Source organism: Halocatena salina, from assembly GCF_023115355.1.
GTDB lineage: Archaea > Halobacteriota > Halobacteria > Halobacteriales > Haloarculaceae > Halocatena > Halocatena salina.
This window is the reverse complement of the sequence record NZ_CP096020.1, coordinates 492,694-509,593: the sequence shown is the minus strand read 5'-3', so window position 1 is coordinate 509,593 and position 16,900 is coordinate 492,694. Positions and strand designations below refer to the sequence as shown.

18 protein-coding genes are annotated in these 16,900 nt (G+C 60.3%); 5 read left to right on the top strand and 13 right to left on the bottom strand.

The window, feature by feature from the left end; translation table 11 throughout:
* Window positions 1-10: 10 nt before the first annotated feature.
* From MW046_RS15115 to nadX, 7 genes are all read right to left on the bottom strand, one after another.
* Entirely contained in the window at window positions 11-862 is an 852-nt protein-coding gene (locus tag MW046_RS15115; protein ID WP_247994991.1) for a metallophosphoesterase family protein, read from the bottom strand.
* Window positions 862-1,596 carry a hypothetical protein gene (locus MW046_RS15110; RefSeq protein WP_247994990.1) on the bottom strand — a complete coding sequence of 245 codons (735 nt, stop codon included), beginning with the start codon at window positions 1,594-1,596 and terminating at the stop codon, window positions 862-864. The genes MW046_RS15115 and MW046_RS15110 overlap by 1 nt, the downstream gene beginning before the upstream one ends.
* Before the next feature lie 84 nt (window positions 1,597-1,680).
* Complete coding sequence (locus MW046_RS15105) at window positions 1,681-2,103, bottom strand: VOC family protein (RefSeq protein ID WP_247994989.1); 423 nt, start codon at window positions 2,101-2,103, stop codon at window positions 1,681-1,683.
* A gap of 4 nt (window positions 2,104-2,107) precedes the next feature.
* A complete protein-coding gene (locus tag MW046_RS15100; protein ID WP_247994988.1) occupies window positions 2,108-2,938 on the bottom strand; it encodes an SDR family NAD(P)-dependent oxidoreductase in 831 nt (276 codons plus the stop codon).
* A 43-nt stretch (window positions 2,939-2,981) separates the two neighbouring features.
* Entirely contained in the window at window positions 2,982-3,572 is a 591-nt protein-coding gene (locus tag MW046_RS15095) for a VOC family protein (RefSeq protein WP_247994987.1), read from the bottom strand.
* 52 nt (window positions 3,573-3,624) lie between these two features.
* Window positions 3,625-4,509, bottom strand: coding sequence for a DMT family transporter (locus MW046_RS15090; protein WP_247994986.1), 885 nt, complete (start codon window positions 4,507-4,509; stop codon window positions 3,625-3,627).
* Between the two features lie 3 nt (window positions 4,510-4,512).
* Window positions 4,513-5,328: an aspartate dehydrogenase gene (gene nadX / locus MW046_RS15085; protein WP_247994985.1), complete on the bottom strand. Its 816-nt coding sequence runs from the start codon at window positions 5,326-5,328 to the stop codon at window positions 4,513-4,515.
* Between the two features lie 113 nt (window positions 5,329-5,441).
* On the opposite strand from nadX, the gene MW046_RS15080 reads away from it, so the two are divergent.
* From MW046_RS15080 to MW046_RS15070, 3 genes are all read left to right on the top strand, one after another.
* Window positions 5,442-6,494, top strand: coding sequence for a 2,5-dihydroxypyridine 5,6-dioxygenase NicX family protein (locus MW046_RS15080; RefSeq protein WP_247994984.1), 1,053 nt, complete (start codon window positions 5,442-5,444; stop codon window positions 6,492-6,494).
* Between the two features lie 95 nt (window positions 6,495-6,589).
* Complete coding sequence (locus MW046_RS15075; RefSeq protein WP_247994983.1) at window positions 6,590-8,251, top strand: thiamine pyrophosphate-binding protein; 1,662 nt, start codon at window positions 6,590-6,592, stop codon at window positions 8,249-8,251.
* A gap of 47 nt (window positions 8,252-8,298) precedes the next feature.
* A complete protein-coding gene (locus tag MW046_RS15070; protein ID WP_247994982.1) occupies window positions 8,299-9,171 on the top strand; it encodes an alpha/beta hydrolase family protein in 873 nt (290 codons plus the stop codon).
* Here MW046_RS15070 and MW046_RS15065 read toward each other — a convergent pair.
* The 5 genes from MW046_RS15065 to MW046_RS15045 all read right to left on the bottom strand — a co-directional run bounded on the left by MW046_RS15065 (window position 9,168) and on the right by MW046_RS15045 (window position 13,430).
* Window positions 9,168-9,623, bottom strand: a complete 456-nt coding sequence (locus MW046_RS15065; protein WP_247994981.1) for a hypothetical protein — start codon at window positions 9,621-9,623, stop codon at window positions 9,168-9,170. The two genes, MW046_RS15070 and MW046_RS15065, sit on opposite strands and share 4 nt — an antisense overlap.
* Window positions 9,620-10,132 carry an aromatic-ring-hydroxylating dioxygenase subunit beta gene (locus MW046_RS15060; protein WP_247994980.1) on the bottom strand — a complete coding sequence of 171 codons (513 nt, stop codon included), beginning with the start codon at window positions 10,130-10,132 and terminating at the stop codon, window positions 9,620-9,622. The genes MW046_RS15065 and MW046_RS15060 overlap by 4 nt, the downstream gene beginning before the upstream one ends.
* The gene (locus MW046_RS15055) at window positions 10,129-11,493 is read right to left on the bottom strand and encodes an aromatic ring-hydroxylating oxygenase subunit alpha (RefSeq protein WP_247994979.1); all 1,365 of its coding nucleotides are present in this window, start codon (window positions 11,491-11,493) and stop codon (window positions 10,129-10,131) included. The genes MW046_RS15060 and MW046_RS15055 overlap by 4 nt, the downstream gene beginning before the upstream one ends.
* 90 nt (window positions 11,494-11,583) lie before the next feature.
* Window positions 11,584-13,119: a sodium:solute symporter family protein gene (locus MW046_RS15050; RefSeq protein WP_247994978.1), complete on the bottom strand. Its 1,536-nt coding sequence runs from the start codon at window positions 13,117-13,119 to the stop codon at window positions 11,584-11,586.
* Window positions 13,119-13,430 (bottom strand): hypothetical protein, encoded by a 312-nt coding sequence (locus MW046_RS15045; RefSeq protein WP_247994977.1) that lies wholly within the window; start codon window positions 13,428-13,430, stop codon window positions 13,119-13,121. The genes MW046_RS15050 and MW046_RS15045 overlap by 1 nt, the downstream gene beginning before the upstream one ends.
* A gap of 149 nt (window positions 13,431-13,579) precedes the next feature.
* On the opposite strand from MW046_RS15045, the gene MW046_RS15040 reads away from it, so the two are divergent.
* The gene (locus tag MW046_RS15040; protein ID WP_247994976.1) at window positions 13,580-14,347 is read left to right on the top strand and encodes an IclR family transcriptional regulator; all 768 of its coding nucleotides are present in this window, start codon (window positions 13,580-13,582) and stop codon (window positions 14,345-14,347) included.
* 551 nt (window positions 14,348-14,898) lie between these two features.
* On the opposite strand, the gene MW046_RS15035 is transcribed toward MW046_RS15040, so the two are convergent.
* Window positions 14,899-16,035, bottom strand: a complete 1,137-nt coding sequence (locus MW046_RS15035; RefSeq protein ID WP_247994975.1) for a mandelate racemase/muconate lactonizing enzyme family protein — start codon at window positions 16,033-16,035, stop codon at window positions 14,899-14,901.
* Window positions 16,036-16,146: 111 nt separating this feature from the next.
* On the opposite strand from MW046_RS15035, the gene MW046_RS15030 reads away from it, so the two are divergent.
* Window positions 16,147-16,872, top strand: coding sequence for a ThuA domain-containing protein (locus MW046_RS15030; RefSeq protein WP_247994974.1), 726 nt, complete (start codon window positions 16,147-16,149; stop codon window positions 16,870-16,872).
* Window positions 16,873-16,900 lie beyond the last annotated feature (28 nt).

Below are 16,900 nucleotides of genomic sequence, written 5' to 3'. Positions count from 1 at the left end.
TCCTGCCTCGCTAAAACGAGACATCAAGAATGGTGTTCTCTGTGCCCGAACTGTGATCGACTGTCGTCGCCGTACACTGGTCTCGACCGATGTCGAGATAGGCGTAGGTGGTTACAGGGGCGGTGTCGGGTCGGATATCGGCGTAATGCTTCTTATACAGATACGTGACCCCATCGACATGGGAGGATCCCTCTGCAGCGTACTGAGCGGTGTGTCCTTGGGGACACACTACCTTCTCATAAGAGGAGAGGACGTCGTGGATCGCGCGGTAGTTTCGGCACACCCAGTACAACTGGTCGATGCTCTGTGTGTCAGTGGGCGCTGACGCTAACGGATCGCCCGGCGTCAGCCACGCGTGGTGATGAAAATACACCACTTTCGCATCATCACCAGCCGCCGAAAGTTCGTCGTCGAGCCACTGTAAATCACCGTACGGGACGTAACCGTTCGTCCATCCATAGCCACACTCCGGCGAACCACTCACCCATCCCGGTCCCACTGTATTCATCATAAGTACAGTGACACCATCGTGTACCTCCTTGTATCGCAGTCGCGCCCGGTCGTCCGACGCGAGGAAATGCTGTAGTGGGACGTCGTGATTTCCCGGGGTGCAGACGATGTACGCCCCGTATCCGCTGTCATCCACCAGCTTCCAAAACCGGTCGTAATACTCTGGAGGTGTGTGTTCGTATCCACTATCGTCGAAGGAACCGTGACCGGAAGCGAGATCCCCGTTGATGTACAGACGCTCGATTCCGTACTCCTCGAACAGAGAAACGATGTCCGACGTCAGTCGTCGACCGGGACCCGCTTGCTTGCCGGGATAGACGTGGGGATCCGGAAGCCATCCAATGCGCGCCATCAGAGCGCCTCCAATTCGAGCGCAACCGTCGTTGCGTTGCTGATCGTGGCCCGATCACAGGATCGATCCCGTTTTACTTCGAAGTGAAGCGTGTGACTCCGAAGCGGGGCACTGTTTCTGAATCCAGTTACGACGTCTTTGACCTCCGAGAGATACACCTCATCGAACACTTGGGTGCGACCTTGCCCCGTGACTTCCAACACCGTTCGTCGGGTGGGATCGTCGTCTAGCACGATGTCGCGTTCCGCTCGTGGCGGCTGGTAGGCCGGACGGTTGGCGATCGAGACGCGAATGCTCGCGGTCGCCTCCCTCGGAGCGTCGAAATGGCCAACGATCCGAAGGACTGGCACACGTCCCGGCGCGAACGGAACGACTCCGTACCCGATCTCCGTATCGGTGTCTTCGTAGGTCGGGCTGGTCGCGTCGATGTCCTTCGGAAACGGCCGCATCATCCATGACTGTCGCCTCGTTCCGCTCACGGGCAACGCGTGTTGAAGTCCTTCGACGGTGATCTGACCGAACTCATCGCCGGGCAGCACGTCCTCGATCGATATGCTGGTTCCCTCGCCAGACAGGGCCACGTCCCCTCTGTCAGTGACGTCTCGGTCGTTCTGTGCTTCACGTCCTCCTCCCGGCTGTGCCATCGCTCCCATTCCCAGCAGGGCAAGCACTGACCGGCGGGAAAGTGACAAACCGTGCTCTCGACTCGCGCTATTGCTGTCCGTGTCCGCCATGAGAAGCGATTGCAATTCACAATGCCATAAATGTTGTGGTCACCCTCCTCGTTCGCATACCCTCTGGGTAACTCGTCTCCAGCCTCACGCCGTTCGATCAGCCAACTCCACGATGGTGCCGTCCGGATCCCGGAGATACGCGATCCGAAGCTCGTCGTTCACTTGCTGTGGCTCGTCGATGAACCGCTCAGAGCCGAGCCGGTCGTAGCACGCGTCGAGATCCTCCACGTCCAAACAGAAGTGTGGGACGCCCCCGTCGTGGAGTGATGCGGTGGCGTTGCTGTTTTCGTTCGGTGGAGCGTCGTACGCGATGAGTTCGATCTCGAACCCGTCGGCGTCGAGAAACGCGATTTCTCCCTCGACACCGCTTACTCCGATGATGGTGCCCTGAACGTCGCTAATGGGGAAGCGTCGGGTGACAGTACAGCCCAGTTCGTCGCGGTAAAACGACAGTGCTGTTTCCATATCGGAAACGTTCAGTCCGTAGTGTGCAGCTGTGCCGAGCATCGTGTTATTCCATCTCTTCGAGGTCGTCGGTGATGTATTCGAGCGCCCGCCCGGCGACGTCGCCGATGCCTCGCACCGAGCGTCCGAGATCCGCCGTGATGATCGTCCCGGTCATCGGTCGAGAATCGTCTTCGGAGGCGAGCAGCACGTAGGTCCCGGTGTAATCCGCTGGCTGGGGAACGATATCCAACGGATGGACGGATGGATCGAACCCGTCTTCGGAACCGGTGTCGGATCGGTCGATCGAGCCGACCGTCGAGAGGTTCGTCGGGACGTAGCCCGGCGCGACGCCGTTGACACTGATCGCCGGAGCGAGTTCGAACGCGAGCTGTCGGATGAGTCCGGCAACGGCGTGTTTCGATGGAACGTACAGCACCCCCCCACCATCGGGATCGAAACTCGCGCCCGACGCGGTGAACACCATCCGTCCGTTCGTTTCGAGGAGCTCCGGAAGGGCGGCTTTCGCACCGAGGATATACCCCAACACGTTGACGTCGAAGAGGTGGTGAAACTCCGATTCGACGTCAGACAGCTCCGGTAGCGTCACGTTCCCATCAAAGCGGCCAGCGTTTCCAACGAACACGTCTAACCCACCGAACGCCTCGACGGTTCGTGTCACGGCGCGTTCGTTGTCCGACAGAGTGGTGACGTCACCTTCGACGGTCTCGACGCGTGCCCCGTGCGCATCGTCGATGGCTGCGAGCCGCTCGCTTTCGACATCGAGCACGCCGACCGATGCTCCCTCCTCAACGAACCGATCGACGACCGCACGCCCGATACCGGAGCCACCGCCGGTGACCAGCACCGCCGTATCGTCGAGCCACCCTGTGGTCATGGTGGGCCTCCTCTTCGCGTACTGTGTCTGTGAGCCACGCGGATCACTCGGAACCAGAGTCCCCGATATTCTCGGTGTTCAGCCAGACGTTCCACGTTTCGGGCGTTCGTGGCCACCGTTTGGCCGGTTTACCGCCGGCTTCGGGAGCTTTCTCCATCTCTGCTGTCAGTTCGATCGGGTTGCCGTCCGGATCCGGGAAGTAGAGGAAGATGTTGTTTCCGGGTCCGTGTCGTCCCGGTCCCCGGTAGATCGGGTGATCCCGGGCGTTCAGCTTCTCTGCTGCGTTTCCGATCGCCTCGAAGTCCGGCACCTCGAAGGCGATGTGGTAGATCGGTCCGGTCGTCGGGAGCATCGGTGGCCCGTCTTCGGGGAGATCGCGTTCGAACTCGTGGAGATCCAACTCCAGTTCGTCGCGATCGGCGAGCGCCGCCAGCTCCTCGTCCGACATCTGAGTGAGGTTGAGTTCGTGGTGTTGGGACTGTTCGGCAACGGCGGGCGTACGCAGAAAAGCGACGGCCTCACCGATTCGATCGGACACCGCCATGTTCAGAACGTCACGGTAGAACTCGATCGATGCTTCCAAATCCCGTACCTTGATCGCCACGTGGTCTAAGCCCATGTTCTCAACGACCATGTATCGAGAACTCAAACCACGATCGTATGTGTCTTTCGATACCGGTGGCTCATCAGACGACCGCGAGCGTCGTCACGCCGATGACGACGAGTAGCGTTCCGAAGACGATGCGCAGGGAGAACAGCTCATGGTTGCGGAGCAAGCGGTAGCTGATGAGGAGCGCGAACAGCGGCGACGTGTTCAGTATCGGTGCCACGATCACCACGCTTCCGGCGCGGAGCGCCATGTACAAGAGTGCAGTACCGACGCTCGATACGATCCCCGCTACCACGAACAGCCACCCATCCCGCCACGTGACCGTCAGTGTCCGATGACGTCCGGTGAACACGGCGTAGCTCCCGAGCAACACGAGGGAGGTGGTACTGTTGACAGCCGCCCCAACCGTTGGCTCGACTGTGCCGTTGAGGCCAACGTCACGGAGCACCTGTGCGCCCCCGAAAAAGACAGCGGCCAGCACCGGGAACGCGATCGCCCACCGATCGCCAGCTCGAACCGCACCGCTGGTACTAGTGCTGCCGACTAGTACACCACCCGTGACGACGGCCGACGCACCCGCGAATCCGGTCAGTGAGAGGCTCTCGTCGAGCACGAGCAGCGCCACTAACACCGCAATCATCGGATTGGTGTTGCTGATCGGATAGCTGATCGTAACACCCAATCGGCGGATTCCGGTGTAGTTACACAGCCGGCCTAGCCCCGGCGCGAACAGTCCAGCGACGATGAAGTACTTCCACGTACTGAGATCTACTACTACGCCGTACAGCGCCGCGCTGACGGTCCACAACAGGACCACGTTGACCGAGAGCGTCACCAACAGCGCCGTCATCGGATCCGATCGCTCGACACCTAACCGGACGAGCAACGTCGACACCGAAAACGCGATCGCCGTTCCCATCGCAAACGATAGGGGGACCAGCGTATCGATGGTTGGGAGCACGACTCAGGTACCGACCTGAACCGTCCGGTCGTCTCGGAGCAGTTCGATGGCCGACAGCACCGCGAGATAGCTAGTTTTCGGATTGGTAGGAGACGGATCATTTCGAACCGTCGTCTCGATGTCGCCCATGGCACCACTCACCGCTATCCGGTGAACGTTGCGCTGCCCGTCCGGATCGGCGACGATCCGCACTGTCGTTCGTTCAGGTCCAACTCCTGCGAGACTCAACGCTAGGGCGACGTTGATGTTCGAGGGAAAGCCCTCTGCCGCCTCTGTAGCGCTGCCTTCGAACACGGTGGTCGGTTCGGTGATCTCGTGAACGTCGATCCCGTGACTGTCGAGATACGGCGCGCCCGCGATCCCATTGGGCGGTTTGGTCGTCGTCAACGACACTGATTCGAGATCACTGTTTCCCGCGGCGGTGATCGCATCGAGCCCGGCGATGGCGCCCGACGGCACGAACACCGTTTGCCCGGTCTGCTCGGCGGTCTCGATCACCTGCTCTCGAAGCGTTCGATCGGCGAGTGCACCGACACTGAGTGTCACGAGATCACATCCAGCACGGAGGATATCGACCGCATACTCGCGAACAGCGCCCTGTCCCGCTGCTTCGACGACGAGATCGACGTCGACCAACCGATCGAACGAACGAACGGCAACCACGTTAGCAGGGCTGGCCGGATCGATGGACGATTCGACGCGGTCGGGATGTCGATCAAAGATCCGGACGGTCGACGCCGACACCGTTCTCTCACGGATCGACGTTAGGAGTTGCCGTCCGATCGTTCCAAAGCCAAGGATACCGATAGCGCGACCCATACACCGATCAATTCGGAGCGATCGGATGTAGCTATCGAATCAGGACCGATCTCCTCGGAAAGCTGGTACACGACAACAGTTATGGTACTTCGCTCGGGATGAATAGACGCAGCATGGAAGAAGCAGGTTTGTTAGCCCCGCTGTTCCGTCGTCAGATGGAGCACTGCGAGGTCACGGCAGACGAGACTGTCGCTCTCGTCACGGATGTACAGAGCAAGCGTGAATTCGTCGGCGCGAGCTTCGCCGCCGCGACCGATCTGGGTGCGGAGGTGTTCGAGGTGAAAGTCCCAGAGTACGGTCGTAATTCGGTCGGTGCTGACGTCTCCGCCGGGCAGGGCGGTACACTCCGGTTGCCCGGCGGTCCGGTCGAAGCGTGTAAAGCAGCGGACATGGTGTTCGATTTCACCCTCGAAGGGTTCATTCACGTGCCCGAACGAGATGCGATCCGCGATGCGGACACGCGGATCCTCCGTGTTGGCGCTCGCCAACCGTTCGTGCTCCGCCGGTTGATGCCGTGGGACGATGCAGAGGCCCAGGCAGTCAAAGAGCGGGTCCAAGCGGCCGCAGATCGGCTCGCGTCGGCGGATGAGATGCGTATCACGAGCGAGTACGGGACCGACGTCACGATGGAAGTCGAACCGGAAACCGCGTTCGACTCGTATGGCTTCGTCGACGAACCCGGCAAGTGGGATGTGTGGGGACAAAACATGGTGTCGAACTATCCGACGAACGTCAACGGCACCATCGTTATCGCTCCCAGCGATTACAACGTCGTTCCGTTCCACGACTACTACGACGCCGCCGTTGAGTGTGTCGTCGAAGACGGATTCATCACCGAGATCAACGGCGACGGTGGTGATGCGGAGCTGATGCGCGGACACATGGAGAGCTACAACGACCGTGACGTGTTCGCCACCAGCCACTTCGGTTGGGGATTGAACCCGAACGGACAGTTCTACAACATGGCGATTCACGACCGCAAGCCCGACGAGACCGGTGTGAGCGCGAGCGAAGGCCGCGTTTGGGAGGGCAACATGCTCTGGAGCACGGGGCCAAACACCCACCAAGATCGGTACACCAACTGTCACTACGACATCGCCCAGAAGGGATGTACCATCACGTTGGACGGCGAACCGGTCGTTACGGACGGACAGGTCGTCGAATAGGTCCAATCACGTCGCTTCCGTATCGACGTTTCCCCTTCTCTGCTCCGCCGATCCGTGGAGTTACATTTATACTCCGGTGTCCGTTCTGGTGTAGTATGTCAACCGGAGGCACTGCTGTCGCCCGAGCACTGGTAGATAACGGCGTCTCGTCGGTGTTTGCGTTGCTTGGAAATCAAACGGTCAGCACCGCCGAGGGGCTTCATGAACGTGGCGTCGATGTCGTCTCTGCGCGCCACGAGTACAACGCGGCCGTCATGGCGGACACGTACGGACGGCTGACGGGAAAGCCGGGGGTTGCGCTCACCGTCGCCGGGCCCGGCGCGACGAACGCGTTGACCGGTGTCGCACAGGCGTACACGGCCGCATCGCCGATGGTTTGTGTCAGCGCCGTTCTGGAAGAAGACGCACCAACCGAAGCGCTCCATGGGGTGGACGATCCCCAGTTCCTCGAAACGGCCTTCGAGCCGGCGACGAAGTGGAGCACGCAGGTCCACACGCCAGAACGGATCCCTGTGGCCATCAACCGTGGCTTCGAGATTGCGACGAGCGGTCGTCCCGGTCCCGTGTTCATCGGGGTCGAGGACGCGGTGCTCATGAACGACGTCGATATCTCGGATGGCGCATTCGACTGGGACCGCCAGACGACGATCGGTCCCGATCCCGACGGCGTTGCAGACGCACTCGCGCCCCTCTCGGAGACGAACCGACGCGCGCTGTACGTCGGGAAGGGTGTCTCTCGGGCATTCGCGTGGGACGGTGTCATCGAGATCGCTGAATCGCTGGGGTGTCCCGTGATCTGTCCCCGCCATTACCCGGATTCGTTCCCCAACGACCACGAGCTGTTCGCCGGCACCGTCGGGATGTCCGATCATCCGGCGGCAGTGACCGCGCTCGAAGGGGCCGACGCCGTGCTCTCGATCGGGGTCCGCCCCAGTTCGCACGAAGCGACTGTGCTCGGCGATCGTGCTGGCACCGACACGGCGTTCGTCTACCTGCACGCTGGATCCAAGGAGTATGCTCAAACGCCCACGGCGGCGGTCGTGGGCGGCCGGTTAGACGAGAGCATCGACACCGCTCGCCGTGTTTTCGAGCAGGAAACGAGAGGGACGGCAGGCGATTACCTCGATGCGGTCCATCGACGGAACGAACGGGTGGATCGTGATACTGCGGCGTATCTGGCGGACGTGAAAGACCAGACGCCGATCCATCCGTTGCTCGTGATGGCACGGCTCCGCGAGGTTGCACCCGACGACGTGATCGTGACCGGGGACGCCGGTGCCGCTGGGGGAGCGTGGCCCAACGACGTGTTCGAATACCGGACTCCGAACACGTTCCAGCACTCCCGGCTGTACGATTCGATGGGGTTCCCAGTGCCCGCAGGCAACGCAGCCAAGCTGGTCGATCCGGATCGAGCGGTCGTCAACCTCATCGGCGACGGCGGCTTCTTGATGTGCAACATGGAGCTGGCAACTGCGGTCGCCACCGATACTGATGCCGTTACGGTCGTGATGAACGACGCGAAATATGGAATGATCTGGAACTATCAGCGTGCAAGCGGCCACAGCGAGGTCGCAACGGACATTCCCGCCGTGAACATCGCGGCGATGGCCGAAGCGTTCGGGGTTCGTGGCATCCGTGTTGAGGAGCCCGACGACGTGAAATCCGCACTCGAATCGGCGCTCGCTGCTGAGGAGCACGTGGTGGTGGACATCGTGACCGATCCGGCAGCGGAGTACGTCTCCCGGAAGATCTGGTAGTCGAGCAGTTCCTCGATTTTATACGTCTTCGGTTCATCGACCCGGGCATGGTGGTTATGGAGCCGACGCCAGGAGCGGTTACCCTGGAATCGATGCACTATGAGAGCGACGACGGACAGCAGTTCGATGGCTTTCACATCACGGGCGAATCGACCGACGGCCCACGAACCGGCGTCGTGATGTTACACGGCCTCAGAGGCACCGCACTCAGCGGTGGGATCGCTGCCATCGCGTATGCGCTCGCCCGCCGTGGGCTGGAGTGTTTGGCTATCAACAAGCGCAACAGCGGGAAGCTGTACGAGACCTCCGATTTTTCGGCCATCGACCACGATATCCGTGGAGCGATCGAGTGGCTGCAAGCGGCGGGCTGTGAGGAGATCGTGCTGTGGGGTCGCAGCCTCGGCGCTACCGAGGCGGCCTACTACCAAGGCAAACGCAACGACCCAGACGTGGACAGCGTGGTACTCGCCGCACCGTTCGCTGACATCAGGGAGCGATCGACCATGGGATATTTCGAGGCTGTTTCTGAGACCCCCGAAAAAGCCTACGAGGAGTTCGTCGAGACTGCCCGGGAACGCGTTGCTGACGATCGGGGCAACGAGATAGTCGCACTTCCCCGACCGGTTGCGGGTGACGTCGAGTACATCCCGATGACCGCACAAGCGTTCCTTTCCTATCGCTCGCCCGAAAGCGACTGTGCAACGATCGACTGGACACCGTCTATCGCGGTCCCGATGTTACTCGTTCCCCACGCTGAAGACAGAAACGTCACGCCCGCTGAGGCCGAAGAGATCCGCGAATCGGCAACGAACAGCCCGCTCGTTTCGATCAGTCCGATCGAGTCCGATCATTTCTTCTCTGGCCACGAGGATGAGGTCGCCGAGGAAACTGCGGCGTTCGTCAGCCAAGCGCGGGATTAGTGAAACTCGACCAGATCGTCGGGTTCCGGACCGAGCGGGGTTTCGAGCAGTGTCGAGAAAAACGATGGCTCCTGTCGAGCGAGCGTTGCCAGCTCACTCGGTCCCAACACGATCGTATAGCCCATCTTCACCGACTCGATGAGCAGTCGATCCTCGGTATCGATCTCGACCGCCCGAAGCTCGACGAGTGCGTACTCGTTGCCGATCCGGAGGGTGGCGTGTGGCTCGGCCGATGCCTTCCCGGTGGAGTGAGTGGGGTCCACAGTGCCCTCCTTTTGAAGGAACCCTTCTTCCTGCCACGTCACACACTCCAGTTCGAGCGCGTCGAGGCGACACCCGGGACCGCTCTCCGGACGGATCGCTAGCCGTGTCCCGTTCGGTGTGGTGTGTTCGTGGATAGCGACAGTCGTGGTGTCGTCCGACAGCACGATGTCCGGATCTTCTCGTGTCATAGGATGATCGAAAGGGAATCGGTCGGGAGCACGGTGTGATCGAGCAACACCAACCGAGCGGCAAGCCCAAGTCCGTCCTCGGTTCGGCGGAGCGTGTCGCGGCGCTCGGCCGACAGCAGATCGGGCGTCGTGGAATCCTCGTGTGATCGATGAACGAGGAGATTGCTACGAACGTCGAATGAGTCGTCATCAGCGTCTAGTACCGTGACGTTGGAGACGAAGCGCCGCGTCCGCGACGGCGGGTTTTCCGACCACGCGAAATCGTTCTCGAGGCGTTCGATACGAACGCGAAGCGATTCGTGATCCTCTTTCAGATGGTAGGCTTGATCGCTGAATTCCTCATCGGCCGATCGCTCGCGCGTCGTTCGAACGGGCACGCGATAGTCGATGTCTTCGGTTACGAGATCGAACCACTCGAAGACGCGGCGATCGTCGAGCAGATAAGCCTCGTTGTAGAGGAACTCCTCACACGCCGAACGACGCGCGTAGGCCGCGTATTCGCCGTTCATCGTGGCTCCTCCTGCATCGCGTCGTACCACGAACGGTAGAACGTGAGCTGGTTTTCGTCGGTCAGCCCACCGTGAACGTACGTCTCCCCTGGGCCGGGCCAGTCTGGCACCCGCTCTGGAGCTGCGTCCCCGAACCGGCCCATCGTGAAGTTCGTCGTGGCCGCCTGTTGCTCGGCGAAGACGCTGCCTGCTGCTTCGGTGATCCCATTCCAGATCGCGATGTCGTCCACTTCGAAGTTGCCCGAGGCGCTGAACGTTCCCATACCGGATTCGTACACGCGCTCTTTGTACTCCTCGGAGGCGTTTTCGGGGGCGAGGATCCAGTTCCACACTTCCATCTGTCCGGGCCCTTTTGGCTGCCACTGGCGCAACACGAACGTCCCAACGGACTCTTTCTCTGGGGCGTTGGTTCCGCCAAGATGGATGAACGAGAGGTTCGGAAAGATCGTGCCAAGTGTGACGCCTGATTTCCGCGCGACCTCATACTGGTCTTCTGAGAGCCGCTCGGGATGGAAGCCATCGACGACTTCCGGCGGGTGGCCCCAGAAGTTCGGATCGTCGGACTCGATCTGATAGAGGCTGAAGGAGTGGCCGCTCGCGTCGGCGATCGCGTACAGATCGCTTTGCTTCTCGCCGGTCGCCGTGTCGCTCCCGATGCCGGCATCGATGGCCGACTTGTGGCCCATAGGGATGTGGTAGTTGTCGCCAGCGAAGTTCTCGGCTGGCGTTTTCCAGTCCGTCTCGACCTCCCACCGGTGGGGATCGCCGATGACCTCCATATCGATGAACTTCACGTACATGTCGAGATACCACGTCGCGTCCCCCAGATACGCTTCAAGCGACGGTACGTCCGGATCGAGCGCCGCAAACACCAACCCGTGGTAGCTCTCCACGCGTGGCGCCTCATGAAGTCCGTGTTCGTCGGTGTCGAGGTGCTGGTAGGCGTTGCGCTGTTGGGGAACGCCGACCAGCTCACCGCTTGTCGTGTACGTCCACCCGTGGTACGGACACCGAAAGTGTGAGGAGTTCCCCTTCTCGGACCGACACACCTTCGATCCTCGGTGTCGACAGCTGTTGAACAACACCTGAACGTCCCCGTCCTCATCGCGGACGAAGATGAACGGATCGGTGCCGATGTATCGCTGGCGGTAATCGCCCGGTTCGGGAATCTCCGTCTCGTGCCCGATAAAGACCCAGTTCTGACCGAAAATGCGCCGTCGTTCCGCCTCGTACACCGCCTCGTTGTGGAGGACTGACACCGGGAGCTGTCCGTCCTCGAGTTGCTCGCCGACTGTCTCCATCAGCGTCTCGATCCCTTCTGGAGATCGGTTAGCCGTACGCCGTGCTTCGTTGTTGGACATGCTATAGCCAATCAATGACACTCCGACAGTTAATAGTTGTCGTGACTGGATTCGACCCCGACCCGAAACGCCCGAACTATTCCCCGCGAGTCACAGTCGGTCGTGGATCAGGCCGTGATACCGTTCGATCGTGGACAACGGCTGTGGCTTGGTGAGATAACTGATCCCCACGAACGAGAGGAGATTGGCGATCGACGCCGTCACGAGTCCCGGAACCATCGGAGTCGGAAACGGATTCGGCACGAGTTGTAGCTGGAACAACACCAACAGCACGGCTCCGAGTGCTGGCGCGACGATGGCGGCCTCCGTCGAGGCGCGGGGCCACGCGACGGCACCGATGAGCGGTGAAAGCAACTGTACGGCAACGCCGCCGACGATGAGCGCGAGCGGCGTGATCAGTCCGGGGTAGTACAGCGCCCCGCTGAGACTGACGAGCATCGCGAGAACCATCACCGCCTTGTTCACCCGCAACTCGGTCGTTTCGTCGAGGTCGGTAACGACGATCTCCTTGACGAGATCACGGCTGATCGTCGCCGCCAGCACGTGGGTATAGGAATCCGTCGTGGATATGACAGCGGCGAGAATCCCGACGAGAAACAGCGCGGCGAGCGCGAATGGCATGACTTCGAACGCGAGCAATGAGGAGACGGTGTCGGGGTTGATCCCCGAGGGAAGCGCGCTCCGTCCGTAGATCCCGATGATGACCGTTCCGAAAACGTAGATGAGGGTAAAGACGACGATCATCGTCCCCGCCACCCGGGCGAAATTTCGCTCGCTGTCGAGCGCGTACATCCGGACCCACGCCGCTGGTGCGACTAGCGAATTGCCCAGCGTGACGAGGATTCCGAACAGGATGATCACTGCGGGAGTGAACTCTCCCGTCACACCGGGTACAGTCGTGTACGCCGCTTGTTCCGTACCGAGTGCGGTGAAGATCGATGAGACGCTACCCGCGCTTTGGGTGATGAAAAACGCAAACACACCCATGAGAACGGCGATCAACGCCCCATTGAACGCGTCGAGGTAGGCGATCCCTTTCATCCCGGTTCCCGTGACGTGAAGCGTCACGACACACGCGACGATCACCATGCTGAGATCGAACGGAAGGTATCCCCCGCTCAGAACGGTGAGAACGATACCGCCGGCGAGGAGTTGCGCGACGATGTACGTCGTGTTGAACGCGACGCTTGCGATCACGGTGTACAGACGGACAGTGTCGCTTCCATAATACTCCCCAAGCAGGTCCCCCGGCGTGTTGAACCCGTGTGCCTCCCCGAGCACCCACATTCGGCGTCCGAAATACCAGATCGACGGTGCTGTGACGGCGTACCCGATGATGATGAGCGCGATGAACGGAATCCCGACGGAGTACACCGTTCCGGGGAACCCAGCCATCCCGACGCCGCTCAGAACCGTTGCGACGAGCGTGAGTGAGGCGACGACCCACCCCAAGCCCCTGGATGCAACCACGTAATCACCCAGACTACTGTCGTAATCACGCCGCGAAACGTATGTAATGACGAGAAACACCAGAATGTACGCACCCAATGCGGCCAGTGCAGTCGGCAGCCGAGTCGAAATAACCTCCGACAGATCTGGTGGAATGAGCTGAATGAAGGTCCCCATCAGTCGCCCTCTTCACTCCTCGTCGAGGTGATCTCCACGTTTCCTGTGCTGTCCGGACGATGTACCACGAGATACAATCCGAACACGATGAGCACCGCGATGGCGACTAACAGCACCTGTAATACGGGTAATCCACCGATCAACACCGGCCGCGTTCCGACCGTGGCGAGGGACACGTACCCCACTCCGATGACTCCTATGAAATACCCGAAAACGAGGCTATTCGACCGATCACCCAGTAAACCGTACTCCTCCGGTATCTGGTCAGCATCCGGCCGATCCTGATGCCGCCACTTCTCGCGCCAAGGCATAGTGGGTAGAAATAGCGTGCCACAATAAATCTTTACCTACATTTCGAGTGGGAGTAGCTGCCCCCTCAGAATCGATCACTGACTGGAACGACAGCCGAGGTGGTTTCCTATAGGGAAACACAGAAATATGGTGGGGCGATAGGAGTTCCATGGCGTCGAACGATACGAAATGGCCGCTCCGGACGCTTACCGTGGCAGTCCGAATCATCGAGGCATTGCAATCGCTCGATGGTGCCGGCGTTACTGAGCTTGCAACGCGACTTGATCTCGCAAAAAGCACCGTTCACAACCACCTTCGGACGCTCGAACACCACCAGTACGTGACTAGAAACGGGAATGAGTACCGGTTGAGCCTGAAATTCCTCGACCACGGAGGCTACGTGCAGTATCGTGATGAGCGGTTCGACTTGATCCGCCAGAAAGTCAAATACGTGGCCGCGGAAACCGACGAACTGTGCCAGTTTGTCACTGAAGAACACGGAACGTGTGTCTTCGTGTTCCGAGAGCAGGGCACACAAGCAGTTAACACCCAGACGCGAGCCGGCTCTCGCGTACCGCTTCATCACACGACCGCTGGCAAGGCCATCCTTGCGGCGTTGCCAGACGAGCGTATCGAAACGATCATCGAGCGCCGTGGACTTCCCGGTAAGACCGAGCACACCGTGAGTACCCGCGAAGACCTCTTTGAAGAACTGCGATCGATCCGCTCACGCGGTTACGCATTCGACAAGGACGAACACATTCGAGGACTGAACGCGCTCGGTGTCTCTATCGAGGACGAATCCGAAACCGTTCTCGGCGCTATCAGTGTTGCAACCCCCCAACACCGGCTACAGTCGTCCTCACGCGAGAACGAACTCGCTGATTTCCTTCTCGGTGTCGTCAATGAACTCGAACTGAACATCAGATACTCCTAACGCTGCCGGATGTTTCCCGTTCGGAAACGAGGTTTCTCGTCACGAACGAGACGCAAGACGTTACAGACGTAGTGCTGTAACACCGGGATGGGTTTCACTGTCCTCGTTATCGTTCCGAGTCACTACGATGGATTACAGTCGTACTGGTGTAATCCCCGATTCGGAACCAAGATGATTCATTGGCTGACAACGAGCGAGCAGTCGTGATGGTTCTTCGTCGTTTCACCGCACTGGTGGAATCGTGTACGCACCCGCTGTTCCCAAGATGAGAATACAGATGGGCGAGTAGATAGCCGAACGACGGTTGTCTCATCCTCACTGTTTGCGGTTACGCTGTAGCAGGCGCTTCGCACGGGGGACGGGCATCGACACCACTCCGTTCTTCTCCCGGGAACGAGATCAGAACGACGGCAGTACACTTTTCCTTCTCAATGCGTTCGTCTACCGGCGGTAACATCCATCAGAGAGAGGAACGTGGAACGTCATGTATCTATTAGATCGTTCTGATACCGGGAACGTGCTGATATCAGTTCCGATGGCTGGATCCCTCTTCAGCTGTCAATTCGGTACTGTTCGAGCGCCGTCGTGTCGACAGTGATCCCGAGTCCCGGCTCCTGTGGCACATCGAGAACCCCATCAGTTGGATCGAAGGGAGTTCGGAGGATTTCGGAGCGGAGAGGATTGTGGCTGCGATCGAACTCGAGAAACGCCGGCTCGGGTTCGGTTCGGCTGTGGGGATACGCCGGCAGGCTTGCGGCGAACTGGACGGCAGCAGCGAGTCCGACCGCGCTGTTCCAGACGTGGGGGGTGATGCCGACGTTTTCGGTCGTGGCCAGATCGGCGATACGCCGGGCCTCCGAGAGACCCCCACACCGGGCGAGGTTCGGCTGGACGATGTCGACAAGCCGATCGTCGAGGAGTCGCTTGAACGCGAACCGTCCGTAATGGGCCTCACCGGCTGCGATCGGCGTGTCGATCGCCCGGCCGATCTCCCGGTACCCGGAGTAGTTTTCCGGTGGCACCGGCTCTTCGATCCACGTAAGATCGAACTCCGAGAGCGCGCGGGCGCTTTGGATCGCCTGATCGGGCCGGTAGTTTCCGTTCATGTCTGCCATGAGATGCGCGTCTTCACCGAGGATCGATCGCGCAGTACGTACCCGCTCAACATCGGCACTGACGCCGCTTCCGATCTTGATCTTCGCGGCGGTAAACCCCTCTTTGCGGGCGGTCTCGATCGGCTGCTCGATCGGTCGGTCTTCTTCGGCGAAATACATCGTAGATGCATAGGGAGTAAGCGCCGTGCGTTCGGTACCGCCGAGTAGACGATGGATCGGCTGCCCGACAGTCTTCCCGATGATGTCCCAACAGGCGGTGTCGATCGCGCTGAGGACGCTCTGGACGAATACGCTCCCACCGAAGTGGTACGGATCCGTGTAGGTACTCTCCGCCAGCGATTCGACAGTGAACGGGTCCATGCCGATCACGTCGTCCCGAAACAGTTCGTCGAGGGTGGACTGGGCGATCGATCCGGGAGCGAACGCCTCACCCCAGCCGACGGTGCCGTCCGACGTCGTCAGTCGAAGCAGCGTCGTCGATCGCGTTCGGCCGATCCCGCGTGCATCACCCAAGCCTTTCCCTTCGGGTAACGAGTGAGAAAGTCCGATCACTCGTATGTCAGTTACGTTCACGAACGAACGGGCGGCGGGACACCGCATATACGTTTCGCTTCACTGATCGGTCGGTTCTCCAAAAACGCCGTGGACGGAGGACTTATCACGATCGCCGTCAGGTACACGTGTATGACCACACAGGTCACCGTCTGGAACGAACACGTTCACGAACAGGAAGACGAGGCGGTCGCCGAGATCTACCCGGAGGGCATCCACGGCGCGCTCGCGGACGGACTCGCGGACGACGGCGTAGCCGTCCGCACGGCAACGCTTCACGATCCCGAGCACGGGCTCGATCGGTCGACGCTCGCGGAGACCGACGTGTTGGTGTGGTGGTCACACTGTGCCAACGACGACGTTAGTGACGCCGTAGCCGACCGAGTCGTCGAGCGCGTGCAGAACGGAATGGGGTTTATCGCGTTGCATTCTGGGAAAAACTCCAAACCATTCAAACAGCTAATGGGAACGTCGTGTGGCATCAAATACCGCCACGGCGGGGAGTTAGAACGCGTCTGGGTCGTCGATCCCGGACATCCGATCACGGATGGATTGGACGAGTATTTCGAGATCCCCGCCACGGAGATGTACGGCGAACCGTACGACGTGCCCGAACCCGACCGGACCGTCTTCACGTCGTGGTTCGAGGGTGGTGAGGTGTTCCGTTCGGGCGTCTGCTACCGGCGTGGACGGGGACGGATCTTCGCGTTTCGGCCGGGTCACGAGGCGTATCCGATCTTCCACCAGCCGGAAGTCAAACGAGTGGTGAGCAATGCCGTGGCGTGGGCAACACCTACCGAGGGGGCCACCACGAGAGAGGGTTCTGTCGATCCCATCGAGTCGATCGAGGAAACATAACGGCGACCCGAAGCTTGATTGTGGCGGG